10 protein-coding genes are annotated in these 15,785 nt (G+C 54.0%); 7 read left to right on the top strand and 3 right to left on the bottom strand.

All coding sequences use genetic code 11. The features are described 5' to 3' along the window. Positions 1-8: 8 nt before the first annotated feature. The 6 genes from glgB (at position 9) to QQZ17_RS11865 (ending at position 10,263) form a co-directional block, all read left to right on the top strand. The gene (gene glgB, locus QQZ17_RS11890) at positions 9-2,195 is read left to right on the top strand and encodes a 1,4-alpha-glucan branching enzyme (protein ID WP_152400348.1); all 2,187 of its coding nucleotides are present in this window, start codon (positions 9-11) and stop codon (positions 2,193-2,195) included. Further along, positions 2,192-4,165 carry a glycogen debranching protein GlgX gene (gene glgX, locus QQZ17_RS11885; RefSeq protein WP_152400346.1) on the top strand — a complete coding sequence of 658 codons (1,974 nt, stop codon included), beginning with the start codon at positions 2,192-2,194 and terminating at the stop codon, positions 4,163-4,165. The genes glgB and glgX overlap by 4 nt, the downstream gene beginning before the upstream one ends. A gap of 17 nt (positions 4,166-4,182) precedes the next feature. Then, positions 4,183-5,475 (top strand): glucose-1-phosphate adenylyltransferase, encoded by a 1,293-nt coding sequence (gene glgC, locus QQZ17_RS11880; RefSeq protein WP_152400344.1) that lies wholly within the window; start codon positions 4,183-4,185, stop codon positions 5,473-5,475. Positions 5,476-5,477: 2 nt separating this feature from the next. Next, on the top strand, positions 5,478-6,911 hold the full coding sequence (gene glgA / locus QQZ17_RS11875; protein WP_152400342.1) for a glycogen synthase GlgA: 1,434 nt from the start codon (positions 5,478-5,480) through the stop codon (positions 6,909-6,911). Positions 6,912-6,930: 19 nt separating this feature from the next. Then, complete coding sequence (gene glgP, locus QQZ17_RS11870) at positions 6,931-9,378, top strand: glycogen phosphorylase (RefSeq protein WP_152400339.1); 2,448 nt, start codon at positions 6,931-6,933, stop codon at positions 9,376-9,378. 129 nt (positions 9,379-9,507) lie between these two features. Next, entirely contained in the window at positions 9,508-10,263 is a 756-nt protein-coding gene (locus QQZ17_RS11865) for an IclR family transcriptional regulator (protein ID WP_152400337.1), read from the top strand. A gap of 54 nt (positions 10,264-10,317) precedes the next feature. Here the strand turns inward: QQZ17_RS11865 and QQZ17_RS11860 are convergent, their stop codons facing one another. The 3 genes from QQZ17_RS11860 to QQZ17_RS11850 are packed head-to-tail and all read right to left on the bottom strand — an operon-like array spanning position 10,318 to position 14,320. After that, complete coding sequence (locus QQZ17_RS11860) at positions 10,318-11,223, bottom strand: dihydrodipicolinate synthase family protein (RefSeq protein WP_152406212.1); 906 nt, start codon at positions 11,221-11,223, stop codon at positions 10,318-10,320. Positions 11,224-11,276: 53 nt separating this feature from the next. Then, positions 11,277-12,992: a dihydroxy-acid dehydratase gene (gene ilvD / locus QQZ17_RS11855; protein ID WP_152400335.1), complete on the bottom strand. Its 1,716-nt coding sequence runs from the start codon at positions 12,990-12,992 to the stop codon at positions 11,277-11,279. Continuing rightward, positions 12,989-14,320: an MFS transporter gene (locus QQZ17_RS11850; RefSeq protein ID WP_152400333.1), complete on the bottom strand. Its 1,332-nt coding sequence runs from the start codon at positions 14,318-14,320 to the stop codon at positions 12,989-12,991. The genes ilvD and QQZ17_RS11850 overlap by 4 nt, the downstream gene beginning before the upstream one ends. A 336-nt stretch (positions 14,321-14,656) precedes the next feature. Here QQZ17_RS11850 and QQZ17_RS11845 point away from each other — a divergent pair, with 336 nt between their 5' ends. After that, entirely contained in the window at positions 14,657-15,766 is a 1,110-nt protein-coding gene (locus tag QQZ17_RS11845; RefSeq protein ID WP_152400331.1) for a glycerol dehydrogenase, read from the top strand. Positions 15,767-15,785 lie beyond the last annotated feature (19 nt).

Genomic DNA, 15,785 nt, shown 5'->3' with positions numbered 1-15,785 from the left:
TGAAAACCATGTCCGATCGAATCGATAGAGACGTGATTAATGCGCTAATTGCAGGCCATTTTGCGGATCCTTTTTCCGTACTCGGTATGCACCAGACCTCTGCCGGACTTGAAGTCCGCGCACTTTTACCTGACGCCACTGAAGTGTGGGTGATTGAACCTAAAACCGGACGCAAAGTCGGCAAACTGGACTGCCTCGACACACGCGGTTTTTTCAGCGGTGTATTACCTCGCCGTAAAAATCCTTTTCGCTACCAACTCGCTGTTGTCTGGCATGGCCAGCAAAATCTGATTGATGATCCCTACCGTTTTGGCCCCCTGATTCAGGATATGGATGCCTGGCTGCTGTCTGAAGGCACCCATTTGCGTCCGTATGAAACCCTGGGGGCGCACGCGGACACGATGGATGGCGTCACGGGCACCCGTTTCTCCGTCTGGGCGCCGAACGCGCGTCGCGTTTCCGTGGTTGGGCAATTTAACTTCTGGGATGGTCGCCGTCATCCGATGCGTCTGCGCAAAGAAAGTGGCATCTGGGAACTGTTCATCCCCGGCGCGCAGCATGGTCAGCTCTACAAATATGAGATGATTGACGCCAACGGCAACCTGCGGGTTAAGGCCGACCCTTACGCCTTTGAAGCGCAGATGCGTCCGGAAACGGCCTCGCTCATTTGCGGTCTGCCCGAAAAAGTGGAACAAACCGAGGCGCGCAAAAAAGCCAACCAGTTCGACGCGCCAATCTCCATCTATGAAGTGCATCTGGGCTCGTGGCGTCGACATACCGACAATAATTTCTGGCTGAGCTACCGCGAACTCGCCGATCAGCTCATCCCGTATGTGAAATGGATGGGGTTCACCCATATCGAACTGATGCCGGTGAACGAGCATCCGTTTGACGGCAGTTGGGGCTACCAGCCTACCGGTCTTTATGCGCCAACGCGTCGTTTCGGCACGCGCGATGATTTCCGTTATTTCGTGAACGCCGCGCATCAGGCGGGTCTGAACGTGATCCTGGACTGGGTGCCGGGCCACTTCCCGTCAGATGATTTTGCGCTGGCCGAATTTGATGGCACCAAACTGTACGAACATAGCGACCCGCGCGAAGGGTATCACCAGGACTGGAATACGCTTATCTACAACTATGGTCGTCGTGAGGTCAGTAACTATCTGGTGGGTAACGCCCTGTACTGGATTGAACGCTTTGGTATTGACGCCCTGCGCGTGGATGCCGTGGCGTCGATGATCTATCGCGATTACAGTCGCAAAGAGGGCGAGTGGATCCCCAACGAATTTGGCGGCCGCGAAAACCTGGAAGCGATTGAATTTCTGCGCAACACCAACCGCATTCTCGGTGAGCAGGTGCCGGGAGCGGTGAGCATGGCGGAAGAGTCGACGGATTTCGCCGGCGTCTCTCGTCCTCAGGATATGGGCGGCCTGGGCTTCTGGTACAAGTGGAACCTCGGCTGGATGCACGACACCCTCGATTACATGAAGCTGGATCCGATTCATCGTCAGTATCATCAGGATAAGCTGACTTTCGGCATGCTCTACAACTACACCGAAAACTTTGTTCTGCCGTTGTCGCATGATGAAGTGGTACACGGTAAGAAATCGATCCTTGACCGTATGCCGGGCGACGCGTGGCAAAAATTTGCCAACCTGCGCGCCTATTACGGTTGGATGTGGGCCTTCCCGGGCAAGAAACTGCTGTTTATGGGCAACGAATTTGCTCAGGGACGCGAGTGGAACCATGATGCCAGCCTCGACTGGCACCTGCTTGAGGGCGGCGACAACTGGCACCACGGTGTACAGCGGCTGGTACGCGACCTCAACCAGACCTACCGTTACCACAAAGCGTTGCATGAACTCGACTTTGATTCCTACGGCTTTGAATGGCTGGTGGTGGATGATAACGAACGTTCGGTACTGGCGTTTGTCCGCCGCGACAAGGTCGGGAATGAAATTATCGTCGTCAGTAACTTCACGCCGGTGCCGCGTCACGGTTACCGCTTTGGCGTCAATCAGCCGGGTAAATGGCGCGAAATTCTCAATACCGATTCAATGCACTATCACGGCAGCAATGCCGGGAACGGCGGAGCGGTACATACCGATGAGATTTCCAGCCACGGACGCCCGCAATCGCTGAGTCTGACCTTGCCGCCGCTGTCGACAATCTGGCTGGTGCGGGAGGCGGAATGACGCAACTGGTTGCCGGCAACGCCACACCGCATGGCGCAACGTATGACGGACACGGCGTGAATTTCACGCTCTTTTCCGTGCATGCTGAGCGCGTTGAGCTGTGTGTGTTTGACGCGTCAGGCAATGAGCAGCGCTACGACCTGCCAGCGCGCACCGGGGATGTTTGGCACGGTTATCTGGCCGACGCCCGTCCCGGTCTGCGCTATGGCTACCGCGTGCATGGCCCGTGGCAGCCCGCGCAGGGGCACTGGTTTAATCCGGCGAAGCTGCTGATTGATCCCTGCGCGCGTCGCGTAGAGGGCGACCTGAAAGATGACCCGCTGATGCATGCGGGTTATGACCAGCCGGATCATCGCGATAACGCCACCATTGCGCCGAAGTGCGTGGTGACAGCCGATCGCTATGACTGGGAAGACGATGCCCCACCGCGCACGCCGTGGGGCAACACCGTGGTCTATGAAGCGCACGTCAAAGGATTAACCTGTCTGCATCCGCAGATCCCGCCGGAGATTCGCGGTACGTATAAAGCGCTCGGTCATCCGGTGATGACCAACTACCTGAAGCATTTGGGTATTACCGCGCTGGAACTGCTGCCCGTGGCGCATTTCGCCAGTGAACCGCGTTTACAACGGTTGGGGCTGTCGAACTACTGGGGCTACAACCCCGTCGCGCTGTTTGCGCTGCATCCGAGCTATGCCTGCTCGCCAGAGACGGCGCTGGACGAATTCCGCGATGCCGTTAAGGCGCTGCACAACGCGGGTATTGAGGTCATCCTCGACATTGTGCTCAATCACAGTGCTGAGCTGGATCTGGACGGACCGCTCATCTCCCTGCGCGGAATCGACAACCGTAGCTATTATTGGATCAGAGAGGATGGCGATTACCACAACTGGACCGGTTGCGGTAACACGCTCAATCTCAGCCATCCTGGCGTGGTGGAGTATGCCCTTGAATGCCTGCGTTACTGGGTCGAAACCTGCCACGTTGATGGTTTTCGATTTGACCTGGCATCGGTGATGGGGCGCACGCCGGCGTTTCGCCAGGATGCGCCGTTGTTTACCGCCATCAAACAGTGCCCGGTACTGTCCGCCGTTAAGCTTATCGCTGAACCGTGGGATATCGGGGCTGGCGGGTATCAGGTGGGGAATTTCCCCGCGCCGTTCGCTGAGTGGAACGATCATTTTCGCGATGCGTCACGCCGTTTCTGGCTACAGCGCAATCTGTCGCTTGGTGAGTTTGCCGGGCGCTTTGCGGCCTCCAGCGACGTGTTTAAGCGGGATGGGCGCAAACCTTCTGCTTCCGTCAATCTGGTCACCGCGCATGACGGTTTTACGCTCAGAGACTGCGTTTGCTTCAATCAGAAACACAATGAGGCAAACGGAGAGGAAAATCGGGACGGAACCGACAATAACCATAGCAATAATCATGGTAAAGAAGGATTAGGCGGCACTCTGGAGGTCGTCGAACGTCGACGCGACAGCATTCATGCGTTGCTGACGACGCTTTTACTTTCTCAGGGAACGCCAATGTTGCTGGCCGGTGATGAACATGGACACAGTCAGCATGGCAACAACAACGCCTACTGTCAGGACAATGCGTTGACCTGGCTGGACTGGTCACAGGCGAGCGGGGGATTAATCGATTTTACCGCTGCATTGATAAAACTGCGCCAGCAAATCCCGGCGCTGGTGGGAGACCATTGGTGGGAAGAGGGAGATGGCAACGTGCGCTGGCTTAACCGCCACGCACAACCATTGAGTGCGGATGAGTGGCAACACGGGCCAATGCAGATGCAAATCCTGCTGTCGGACCGTTTTCTTATTGCTATCAATGCCGCGCTTGATACCGCTGAAATTGTTTTACCTGAAGGGGAATGGCGTGCTGTTCCCCCCTTTGCCGGAGTGGATAATCCGGTAATTACGGCTGTCTGGCCGGGACCTGCGCACGGACTGTGTGTGTTCCAGAGATGATCAAAAAGGAGTTAGTCATGGTGAGTTTAGAGAAGAATGACCGTTTAATGTTGGCGCGCCAGTTGCCGTTGAAATCTGTTGCCCTGATTCTGGCTGGAGGACGTGGCACCCGTCTGAAAGATTTAACCAACAAGCGCGCAAAACCGGCCGTTCACTTTGGTGGTAAGTTTCGTATTATCGATTTTGCGTTATCCAACTGTATTAACTCCGGGATCCGCCGTATTGGCGTCATCACGCAATATCAGTCTCATACTCTGGTACAGCATATTCAGCGTGGTTGGTCGTTCTTCAGCGAGGAGATGAATGAATTCGTCGATTTGCTGCCTGCCCAGCAGAGAATGCAGGGCGAAAACTGGTATCGCGGCACGGCAGATGCGGTGACGCAAAACCTCGATATCATCCGTCGTTATAAGGCGGAATATGTGGTGATCCTGGCGGGTGACCATATCTATAAGCAAGACTATTCGCGCATGCTGATCGACCACGTAGAGAAAGGCGCGCGCTGCACCGTGGCCTGTATGCCGGTGCCGATCGAAGAGGCCAGCGCGTTCGGCGTAATGGCGGTCGATGAAAACGAGAAGATCATTGAATTCGTGGAGAAACCGGCCAACCCACCCGCAATGCCAGGCGATGCCACGAAATCCCTCGCCAGTATGGGGATCTACATTTTTGATGCCGATTACCTCTATGAGTTGCTGGAAAAGGATGACGGCGACGACGGCTCCAGCCATGACTTCGGCAAAGATATCATTCCGACCATCACCAAAGCTGGCATGGCTTATGCACATCCCTTCCCATTGTCCTGCGTCCAGTCGGATCCTGAGTCCGAGCCGTACTGGCGTGATGTCGGAACGCTGGAAGCGTACTGGAAAGCGAACCTCGATCTGGCATCCGTGACCCCAGAACTGGATATGTACGATCAGAACTGGCCGATTCGCACCCACATGGAATCGCTTCCGCCGGCAAAATTTGTGCAGGACCGCTCGGGCAGCCACGGCATGACGCTGAACTCGCTGGTTTCTGGCGGCTGTATTATTTCCGGTTCAGTGGTCGTGCAGTCCGTTCTGTTCCCGCGCGTGCGGGTGAATTCATTCTGTAATATTGATTCGGCAGTGTTGTTACCTGAAGTCTGGGTCGGCCGCTCATGTCGCCTGCGTCGCTGTATTATCGATCGCGCCTGCGTTATCCCTGAAGGCATGGTGATTGGTGAAAATGCGGAAGAAGATGCCCGTCGCTTCTATCGTTCCGAGGAAGGCATTGTGCTGGTGACGCGCGAAATGCTGCGCAAACTGCAGGTCAAACAGGAGTGAGAATGCAGGTTTTACATGTATGTTCGGAAATGTTTCCCCTGTTGAAGACAGGGGGTCTGGCAGATGTGATTGGCGCGTTGCCGGCAGCGCAAATCGCGGATGGTGTGGATGCCCGCGTTCTGCTGCCCGCGTTCCCCGACATTCGTCGGGGCATCACGGATGCGCAAGTGGTCAGTCGCCGCGACACCTTCGCGGGCAGGATTAGCCTGCTGTTTGGTCATTACAACGGTGTGGGCATTTACCTGATTGATGCCCCGCATCTCTACGATCGTCCGGGGAGTCCGTATCACGATACGAACCTGTTTGCCTACTCCGATAACGTGCTGCGTTTTGCACTGTTGGGATGGGTTGGATGTGAAATGGCCTGTGGGCTTGATCCATTCTGGCGCCCGGATGTGGTGCACGCGCACGACTGGCATGCCGGCCTGGCGCCTGCGTATCTGGCCGCGCGTGGACGTCCGGCGAAATCGGTATTTACCGTGCACAACCTGGCGTATCAGGGCATGTTTTATGCACAGCATATGAATGACATCCAACTGCCATGGTCGTTCTTTAACATGCATGGTCTGGAGTTTAACGGTCAGATTTCATTCCTGAAGGCCGGCCTGTACTACGCCGACCATATTACGGCGGTCAGCCCAACCTACGCGCGGGAGATCACCGAGCCGCAGTTTGCCTACGGTATGGAAGGACTGCTGCAGCAGCGCCATCGTGAAGGGCGTCTTTCCGGCGTTCTGAACGGGGTTGACGAGAAAATCTGGAGTCCGGAGACGGATCTCTTGCTGGCGTCACGCTATACGCGTGATTCACTGGAAGAGAAGGCGGAAAACAAACGCCAGTTGCAGATAGCGATGGGACTGAAGGTGAATGACAAGGTTCCGTTGTTTGCCGTCGTCAGCCGCCTGACCAGCCAGAAGGGGCTGGATCTGGTGTTGGAGGCGCTGCCGGGACTTCTGGAGCAGGGCGGACAACTGGCGCTGCTGGGGGCGGGCGATCCGGTGCTGCAGGAAGGTTTCCTTGCTGCCGCCGCGGAATATCCTGGTCAGGTTGGCGTACAGATTGGCTATCACGAAGCGTTTTCGCACCGCATTATGGGCGGCGCGGACGTTATTCTGGTGCCGAGTCGCTTTGAGCCGTGCGGCTTAACGCAACTCTACGGACTGAAGTACGGCACGCTGCCGCTGGTACGGCGCACCGGTGGACTGGCTGACACGGTGTCCGACAGTTCGCTGGAAAACCTTGCCGATGGCATCGCCAGCGGGTTTGTGTTTGAGGACAGCAACGCCTGGTCTCTGCTGCGGGCCATCCGCCGCGCATTCGTGCTGTGGTCTCGACCTTCGCTCTGGCGGTTTGTGCAACGGCAAGCGATGGCGATGGATTTTAGCTGGCAAGTCGCGGCGAAGTCATACCGCGAGCTTTACTATCGCTTGAAATAGATATTCAGGAATCATCATTATGAATGCTCCATTTACCTATGCATCGCCGACTCTGAGCGTAGAAGCGCTTAAGCACTCTATTGCTTACAAGCTGATGTTCACGATTGGTAAAGACCCGGTTATTGCCAATAAACATGAATGGCTGAACGCGACGCTGTTTGCGGTGCGCGATCGTCTTGTGGAGCGCTGGCTGCGTTCTAACCGTGCCCAACTGTCACAGGAAACGCGCCAGGTTTATTACCTGTCGATGGAGTTCCTGATTGGGCGTACCCTTTCCAATGCGCTGTTATCCTTAGGGATTTATGACGATGTCCAGGGCGCACTGGAAGCGATGGGGTTAGATCTTGAAGAGCTCATCGATGAAGAAAACGATCCGGGTCTCGGTAACGGTGGCCTCGGGCGACTGGCGGCCTGTTTCCTCGATTCGCTGGCAACCTTAGGGCTGCCGGGGCGCGGCTACGGCATCCGCTACGACTACGGGATGTTCAAGCAGAACATTGTCGATGGACGACAGAAAGAGTCTCCCGATTACTGGCTGGAATATGGCAACCCGTGGGAATTTAAACGCCATAACACGCGGTACAAAGTCCGCTTTGGCGGGCGTATTCAGCAGGAAGGCAAGAAAACGCGCTGGCTTGAAACCGAAGAGATCCTCGCGGTTGCGTACGATCAGATTATCCCCGGTTATGATACCGACGCTACCAACACGTTGCGTCTGTGGAATGCGCAGGCCAGTAGCGAAATCAACCTCGGTAAATTCAACCAGGGGGATTACTTCGCCGCAGTGGAAGATAAAAACCACTCTGAGAACGTGTCGCGCGTACTGTATCCGGATGACTCCACCTACTCCGGGCGCGAACTGCGTCTGCGTCAGGAGTATTTCCTGGTCTCCTCTACGATACAGGATATCCTGAGCCGTCACTATCAGCTGCACAAAACCTACGACAACCTCGCGGATAAGATTGCCATTCACCTGAATGATACACACCCGGTGCTGTCAATTCCGGAACTGATGCGACTGTTGATCGATGAGCATCAGTTCACCTGGGACGACGCGTTTGAAGTGTGCTGTCAGGTCTTTTCCTACACCAACCACACGCTGATGAGCGAAGCGCTGGAAACCTGGCCGGTGGATATGCTGGGTAAAATACTGCCGCGCCACCTGCAGATCATCTTTGAAATTAACGACTACTTCCTGAAAACGTTGCAGGAGCAGTATCCGAACGATACTGGTCTGCTGGGACGGGCGTCGATTATTGACGAGTCCAACGGTCGTCGCGTGCGTATGGCGTGGCTGGCGGTCGTGGTGAGTCATAAGGTGAACGGTGTTTCCGAATTGCACTCTAACCTGATGGTTCAGTCGCTGTTCGCGGATTTTGCGACCATCTTCCCGACCCGTTTCTGCAACGTGACGAATGGTGTGACGCCGCGCCGCTGGCTGGCGCTGGCGAACCCGCCGCTTTCCGGGGTTCTGGACGAGAACATTGGCCGTACATGGCGTACCGATCTGAGCCAACTGCATGAACTCGAACAGCACTGCGATTTCCCGCTGGTCAATCATGCGGTACGTCAGGCGAAGCTGGAAAACAAAAAGCGGCTGGCAAACTATATTGCGCAGCAACTCAACGTGGTGGTGAATCCGAAATCGCTGTTTGATGTCCAGATCAAGCGCATTCATGAGTACAAGCGTCAGTTAATGAATGTGCTGCACGTGATTACGCGCTACAACCGCATTAAGGCCAATCCTGATGCGCAGTGGGTGCCGCGGGTGAATATTTTTGCCGGTAAGGCCGCATCGGCCTATTACATGGCGAAGCACATCATTCACCTGATTAATGACGTTGCGAAGGTCATCAATAACGATCCGCAGATTGGCGATAAGCTGAAGATCGTGTTTATCCCCAACTACAGCGTGAGCCTGGCGCAGTTGATCATTCCGGCGGCGGATTTGTCCGAGCAGATTTCACTGGCGGGGACGGAAGCCTCCGGCACCAGCAACATGAAGTTTGCGCTGAACGGTGCATTGACTATCGGTACGCTGGACGGGGCGAACGTGGAGATGCTGGAACACGTTGGCGAAGAGAACATCTTTATCTTTGGTAACACGGCGGAAGAGGTCGAAGAACTGCGCAGGCAGGGCTATAAGCCGCGTGAGTATTACGAAAAAGATGAGGAACTGCATCAGGTGCTGACGCAAATCGGCAGCGGCATGTTCAGTCCACAAGAGCCTGGACGCTATCGTGATTTGGTGGACTCGCTGATCAACTTTGGTGACCACTATCAGGTGCTGGCGGACTACCGCAGCTATGTTGATTGTCAGGACAAGGTGGACGAGTTGTATGGTCGCCCGGAAGAGTGGACCGCCAAAGCGATGCTCAATATCGCCAACATGGGCTATTTCTCCTCTGACAGGACCATCAAGGAGTATGCTGACACCATCTGGCATATTGATCCGGTGCGGTTGTAAGTTGTCACGTTAACAAAAGGAGCCCCCGGGCTCCTTTTTTGTGCGCGGTGATGGCGCATTGATATGGAATAATAACCGTCTGCTGGTGTATAGTGTCCGAGGAATTAATTATAATTAATTGATAAATTTATGAAAAAAATCACAACATCGATTCCCGCCCTCGACAAAATTATGCGCGTCTTCGCTTATCTGATGGAATGTGATGGCGCAACGTTCACGCAGATTCATCAGAATTCAGGGATCGCAAAAAGTAGCACCTCCTCTTTACTGACGGGCATGGTTGCGCATGGCTTATTGCGTCAGGAAAAAGACAAATACTATTTGGGGTTACGTCTCTACGAATTAGGGAATAAAGCCGCACAACAGTACGATATTAAAAAAATAGCGTTGCCGGTGCTGGAAGAAATTCGCGATGCGACAGGCTTAACCTGTCATCTTGGCGTGCTCGAGGGCGACTCCCCCATTTATCTTCTCAAGCTCGAAAGCCCACAGGCGATTGTGATACGCAGTTGGGAAGGTAAGCGCCTTTCGCTGCATAGTTCCGGTCTGGGGAAAGTGCTGATTGCCTGGCTTAATTCGGAGGACCTGGATGAACTGCTGCCGCCCGATCAGGTTCTGACGCGCTATACCGAAACGACGATTACCGATGTGAATATCCTGAAGCAGGAATTAGCCGGGATCCGTCAGCGTGGCTGGGGCTATGATAACGAAGAAGATTCTTTGGGCGTGCGTTGCATCGCTGTACCCATATTTAATGCCGAAGGAAAGGTAGTGGCGGCATTGAGCGTATCCGGTGTGGCGTTCCAGATCCCGGATGAAAAACGAGAAGCGCTTGCCACACAAATGATGGATGCCAGTCGTCGCCTGTCGTCGATGCTGCGCTAGTCTTTTCGCCGGGATGGGGAAAGAAAAGGCGGGCGTTAAGCCCGCTGATCAGGGTTACAATCCGGCGCGCTGTAAAACCTTTTTCAGACTGGCGATGTGGGCCTCATTTGCCGGCTGCACCGGCGGCATGACCTCTACCGGGATATCAATGCCGCTGAGCTGAATGGCTTTTTTGATAATCCCGAAGAAAGGGGTATCCAGACTGTAAATGGTTGATAACGCGGAGAGTCTGCGTTGCAGGTGGAACAGGGTCTCATACTCTTTTTCGCACCAGGCGCGATAAATTCCGCAGGTTAATTGTGGAGCAAAGTTAGCCGTCGCCGGGATCCCGCCATTTCCCCCCATAATCAACGTGTCCATCATATATTCATCGTAACCAGAGAAAATAACAAAGTCAGGGCGAACCGGTCGTACGGTATTGATGATTTCGCGAATATGACTAATGTTATCCACCGTATCTTTTATGCCAATGATATTGGGAATGTCATGCGCCAGTCGGGTAATTAAATCAATACTGAGATCCTGGCCGGTGAGCGCCGGAAAGTTATAGAGAATAACCGGCGTTTTGATGCTTTCTGCAACGGTTTTGAAATGATGATAAATATAATCATCGGTCAGCCTGGCATAATAAGGATTAAGGACCAGGACGGCATCCACTTCCAGACGATCGGCATGCAGACCGTAATCAATAACGTCTTGCGTGCAGGTACTGCTGATCCCTAACAGCACGGGAATTCGATGATTGATATGTTTAACACAAAACTCGGCGGCTTCCAGACGCTGCTCTTTTGTCATGTGGCAGAACTCACCGCCGCTGCCAAGCAATAACACGCCGTTCACCTGGTTTGCAATAAGGTGGTCGAGTAAGGTTGCCATCCCTTTTTTATCTAGCTCTCCCTGCGCATTAACAATGGTGGGAACTGGCGGAAAGACACCGTTGAATTTTTCTGTTTGCATAATGAGTTTATCCTTAAAAGCAGGTGGGCTGGCAATCATGCCGCCCACCAGGGACGTTATTTAATCCAGGCTCCCGCCATTAATGAGGTTGCGTTGGTCGTAAATTGCTTAAAGACGCCGCGTCGGTTTGAATAATCCGGTTTCGTCCAGTTTTCCCGACGGCGTTCAAGACAGTGCTGAATTTCTTCTTCCGTTTTGTACTCTCCGTGAATGCCAACAATGTTGAGCTTGCGTCCTTTGACGTCCATTTCGATGAGGTCACCGTCTTCGACAAGTGCAATAGGACCGCCATCGGCCGCTTCCGGAGAAACATGGCCGACGCAAGGACCGCTGGTTGCGCCGGAGAAACGACCATCGGTAATCAGGGCGACTTTGCCATCAAGACGTTTGTCATAAACAATCGCGTCTGTGGTCATGAGCATTTCCGGTGCTCCCGAACCTTTAGCCCCTTCATAACGAATAAAAATGACATCACCTGGTTCGATGTGGTTATGAATAATGGCTTGCTGGGCATCCTCTTCCGAATTGAAGACGCGTGCAGGGCCGATATGGTGGTGCATATCTGGCGCACAGGCGGCGTATTTGATAACCGCGCCTTCCGGCGCGATATTGCCTTTTAGCACGGCAATCGACCCTTTCTTGGTCGCGTTTTCCGGTTTACGGATCACCTCTTCCGGGCTGACCCGATAATTACTCAGATAGCCGTGGTTGCGGGTAAAGAAACCGGACTGATGGAGCATCTCCAGGTTTTCACCCAGCGTCCGGCCTGTCACCGTCAGGACATCCAGATCCAGATAGTCGCGTAGATACCATTGCACCATCGGCACGCCGCCCGCGAACCACATCATTTCTGTGACGTACTGGCCGCTGGGTTGAATATTGGTGAGGTAAGGGATCTCATTGTTTATCTGGTCAAACAGTTCAGGTTTCAGCTCCCAACCCAGTTCATGGGCGATTGCCGGGAGATGGATCATGGCGTTGGTACTCCCGCCGATGGCGGCATGGACCTTAATGGCGTTTTCAAAGGCGGCAGGGGTGAGAATCTTATGCGTCGTGATATTTTTCTCTGCCAGGTATAACGCCTGATGACCGGCGCTCCGTGCGATGCGACGAATTTCCGCCAGCGTGGAGGGCAGTAACGCGCTTCCCGGTAAGGCAAGGCCCAGCGCTTCAGACATGCACTGCATCGTGCTGGCGGTGCCCATAAACTGGCAGGCGCCTGCCGTTGGGCAACCGCACTGCTGCATGGCCTCTACCTGCTGAATGCCTATCTCGCCTTTCTTGAGTTTGGCGGTAATACCACCGAGATCGGACGTACTCATATTCGGCGCCGGACGCATTGAGCCGCCGGGAATATGCAGCATCGGTAGATTCAGGCGCGCCGCGGCGATCAAATGCGCCGGGATCGATTTATCACAGCTAGAAATCAGGATACCGGCATCGTAAGGCACGACGGAGGCATGAATTTCGACCATGTTCGCGATAGCCTCGCGGGAGGCTAAAATATAGTTCATCCCATCATGGCCCTGGCCCCAGCCATCACAAATATCGGTCACGTGATGACGAACGGCACGACCGCCGCTTTCGTGAATGCCTAAAACGGCTTCATCGCCCAGATGATTTAGATGAAAGCTACCGGGATGACTTTCGCCATAGCAGTCATCCACCAGAACCTGCAGTTTATTGACATCTTCTTTGGTGTAATTCATCCCCAGACGCAGGGCGTCCAGTTGTGACCACAGGTCACGGGCGTGTTGGCATTTCTGACTCATTTGGCGATTCCTTCTTGTTTGAGCGACGTCTCAGGCGCCGATGCATGATGAGGACTGCTACTGCCTGCTGGACGGGCGGTAACCGACGGTAGGCTGAACAGCAGCGCGACAGCGATGAGGAGTGCGGCTACCAGCACCGTCATCCCCGCCGTTTGGGAGAACGTGACGGTTAACAAGCCCACCAGATAAGGGCCAATAAAGCCGCCGATGTTGCCTAATGCGTTGATGGTGCCGCGTACGCCGCCCAGCACGTTGGGGGCGAAGAGTAATGGCGGCAATGTCCAGAACGGTCCCGCATAGGCCTGCAGGAAGAAGCCGCAGATGACCATCATGCCGTACGCCAGCCAGACGTTATCTTTCAATAGCAGGGAGAGCGCGAGGCAGGCGGCAAAGCCCAGCAATGGGATTGCCGTGTAGAGGCGGCGATTCATGGTTTTGTCACACCATTTGGCAATGTAGTACTGGCCGACGATGCACAAAATGTACGGTGCCGCAGTCAGTAAGCCGACGATAGTCATTCCGCTGCCGGTCAGGTGTTTAATCAGGTTTGGCATCCAGAGGGCGAAGCCGTAGAAACCAACCTGCACGAAGAAATAGATGCCGATCAGCTTCCATAAGTTAATGCTGCTCAGGACATTGCGGATACTGCTTGCCTCGCCCCCGATCGTCAGCGCGCGATCGGCCTGCAATTTCTGTTCGATCCAGGCGCGCTCTTTAGGATCCAGCCATTTGGCCTGATGAGGATGGTCAGAGACCAACGGCAGCCAGACGAACAGCAGACCGAGTGAGAGTAACCCCTCGATGACGAACATTTCTCGCCAGCCATAGGTTTCGATAAGCCAACCAGAAAGCGGTCCGGTGATGATCGACGCCACGGCAAGGTTCATCTGGAAATAGGCAATCGCCCTTGCGCGCTCTTCATTGGGGAACCAGTGACCAATCAACGCCAGGATAGCGGGATAGACCGCACCCTCAGCGACGCCAAGGATAAAGCGGATAATCAGCAACTGGGTAGGGGTCTGGACGAAGCCGGTCAGCAGCGCGAAGCCGCCCCATGCGACGATAGTCCAGGCGATCAATTTCTTGGCGCTTAATCGTTCCGCGATTTGACCGCCGGGGATTTGCAAAAAGATATAACCAATAAAGAAAATGCCAGCGACCAGACCGGCAAACGAAGCGGTCATTCCCAGGTCTTCTTCCATTCCCCCCGCAATCCCAATCGCGATGTTCGTCCTGTCCATGTAAGCCACGATATAAACGAGGATGGTGGCTGGAATGATGTGTAGCCAGCGTCCTCGCGTAGTCGGTTTATCGAGTTCAATGCTCATTAGCGCATCCCTTAATAGTAGAGGTAATTTGTTCTGTATATAGAACTATTGTTCTGTATACAAATACTATGAGGGATAAATTTTGAGCGTCAATTCCATATTGTCAGCAAGGTTATGTTTTGTGATTTGCTTCATATCCTGTTGCAAAAACCGCAGAAACGCGTTCCCTTGCTAAAAACAGGCCAGTTTTCCGGGGAAGCATCAAAACTGTGTCACTCTTCACAGGATGAAGCTTTCTACTGATTTGTAGGTTGTGTGCGCCAGAGAACTTGCAATAAATTCCATATAAAGAATCAACGTTCCGTATATTGAACTTTAATGGTAAGGAGAATTTGAATGGTCACAACGGCAATATTTCCGTCTCGCTATGTTCAGGGAAAGGGCGCATTGACAACGCATCTGCCTCAGGAGCTTGCCTCTTTAGGGCATAAAGCGCTTATTTTACAAGACCCTGTGGTTTACGAGAGATATCAGGATACGCTCGCGTCGGCACTTCACGGCGTGGTTGATTTTGAAATTGAGGTTTTCAATAGCGAATGCAGCGATGAAGAGATCGCCAGAATTTCTGCGCGTGCGCAGCAAGTCGGGGCAGATGTTATTGTGGGTATGGGCGGGGGTAAAACATTAGACACCGCCAAAGCGACAGGGGCAAGTTTGCGTCTTCCTATTGCCGTCGTTCCCACGCTTGCCTCAACGGATGCCCCCTGCAGCTCATTAGTCGTCATCTATACACAGGAAGGTCAATTCAAACGCTATCTGATGATCCCCCGTAATCCCACGTTGGTGTTGGTGGACAGCGCCATTATCGCCGCCGCGCCGGTGCGTTTCTTAATCTCCGGAATGGGGGATGCGTTGGCGACCTGGTTTGAAGCCGAGGATTGTCGGATAAAAGGGGCCGGGAATATGACAACCCGTCCAGGCCCCATGACGGCTTTTGAGCTGGCCCGCTTCTGTTACAACACGCTGATGCGCTATGGTCGTTCGGCAAAGCTGGCCTGTGAGCAGCACCAGGTTACGCCAGCGCTGGAACATGTGATTGAAGCCAATACGCTGTTATCCGGGCTCGGTTTTGAAAGTGGAGGACTGGCGGCAGCGCATGCTATTCATAATGGTTTAACCGTACTTCCCGCAACACATCAGTACTGGCACGGTGAAAAAGTGGCCTTTGGTACGCTGGCAATGCTGGTGTTAACCGACAGGGCTCCTGAACTTGTCGAAGAGGTCTATCAGTTCTGTGAGGACGTGGGGCTACCGATAACGCTGGCAGATATTGGTCTGGCTGACGTCAACGATAAAGAGCTACTGGCAGTGGCACAGGCAGCCTGTCAGGTGGGAGAAACGATGCATAATGAACCCTGCGAAATTACGCCTGAAGCGGTACTTGCTGCATTACGAACGGCAGATGCGCTTGGACAAGCGCGGAAGCGGAAAATGAAGTCACTCTGAAAGTAATAAAACGCCCGGT

This window comes from Citrobacter sp. T1.2D-1 (assembly GCF_950098555.1).
GTDB lineage: Bacteria > Pseudomonadota > Gammaproteobacteria > Enterobacterales > Enterobacteriaceae > Citrobacter_A > Citrobacter_A telavivensis.
Note: the sequence above shows the minus strand (reverse complement) of the source record. Positions and strands in the feature narration are given on the sequence as shown.

Excerpts from the sequence above, each read along its gene's own strand:
- ilvD (WP_152400335.1), bottom strand. The coding sequence starts at position 12,992 with ATGAGTCAGAAATGCCAACACGCCCGTGACCTGTGGTCACAACTGGAC.
- glgA (WP_152400342.1), top strand. The coding sequence starts at position 5,478 with ATGCAGGTTTTACATGTATGTTCGGAAATGTTTCCCCTGTTGAAGACA.
- glgX (WP_152400346.1), top strand. The coding sequence starts at position 2,192 with ATGACGCAACTGGTTGCCGGCAACGCCACACCGCATGGCGCAACGTAT.
- glgP (WP_152400339.1), top strand. The coding sequence starts at position 6,931 with ATGAATGCTCCATTTACCTATGCATCGCCGACTCTGAGCGTAGAAGCG.
- glgB (WP_152400348.1), top strand. The coding sequence starts at position 9 with ATGTCCGATCGAATCGATAGAGACGTGATTAATGCGCTAATTGCAGGC.
- QQZ17_RS11845 (WP_152400331.1), top strand. The coding sequence starts at position 14,657 with ATGGTCACAACGGCAATATTTCCGTCTCGCTATGTTCAGGGAAAGGGC.
- QQZ17_RS11850 (WP_152400333.1), bottom strand. The coding sequence starts at position 14,320 with ATGAGCATTGAACTCGATAAACCGACTACGCGAGGACGCTGGCTACAC.
- QQZ17_RS11865 (WP_152400337.1), top strand. The coding sequence starts at position 9,508 with ATGAAAAAAATCACAACATCGATTCCCGCCCTCGACAAAATTATGCGC.
- glgC (WP_152400344.1), top strand. The coding sequence starts at position 4,183 with ATGGTGAGTTTAGAGAAGAATGACCGTTTAATGTTGGCGCGCCAGTTG.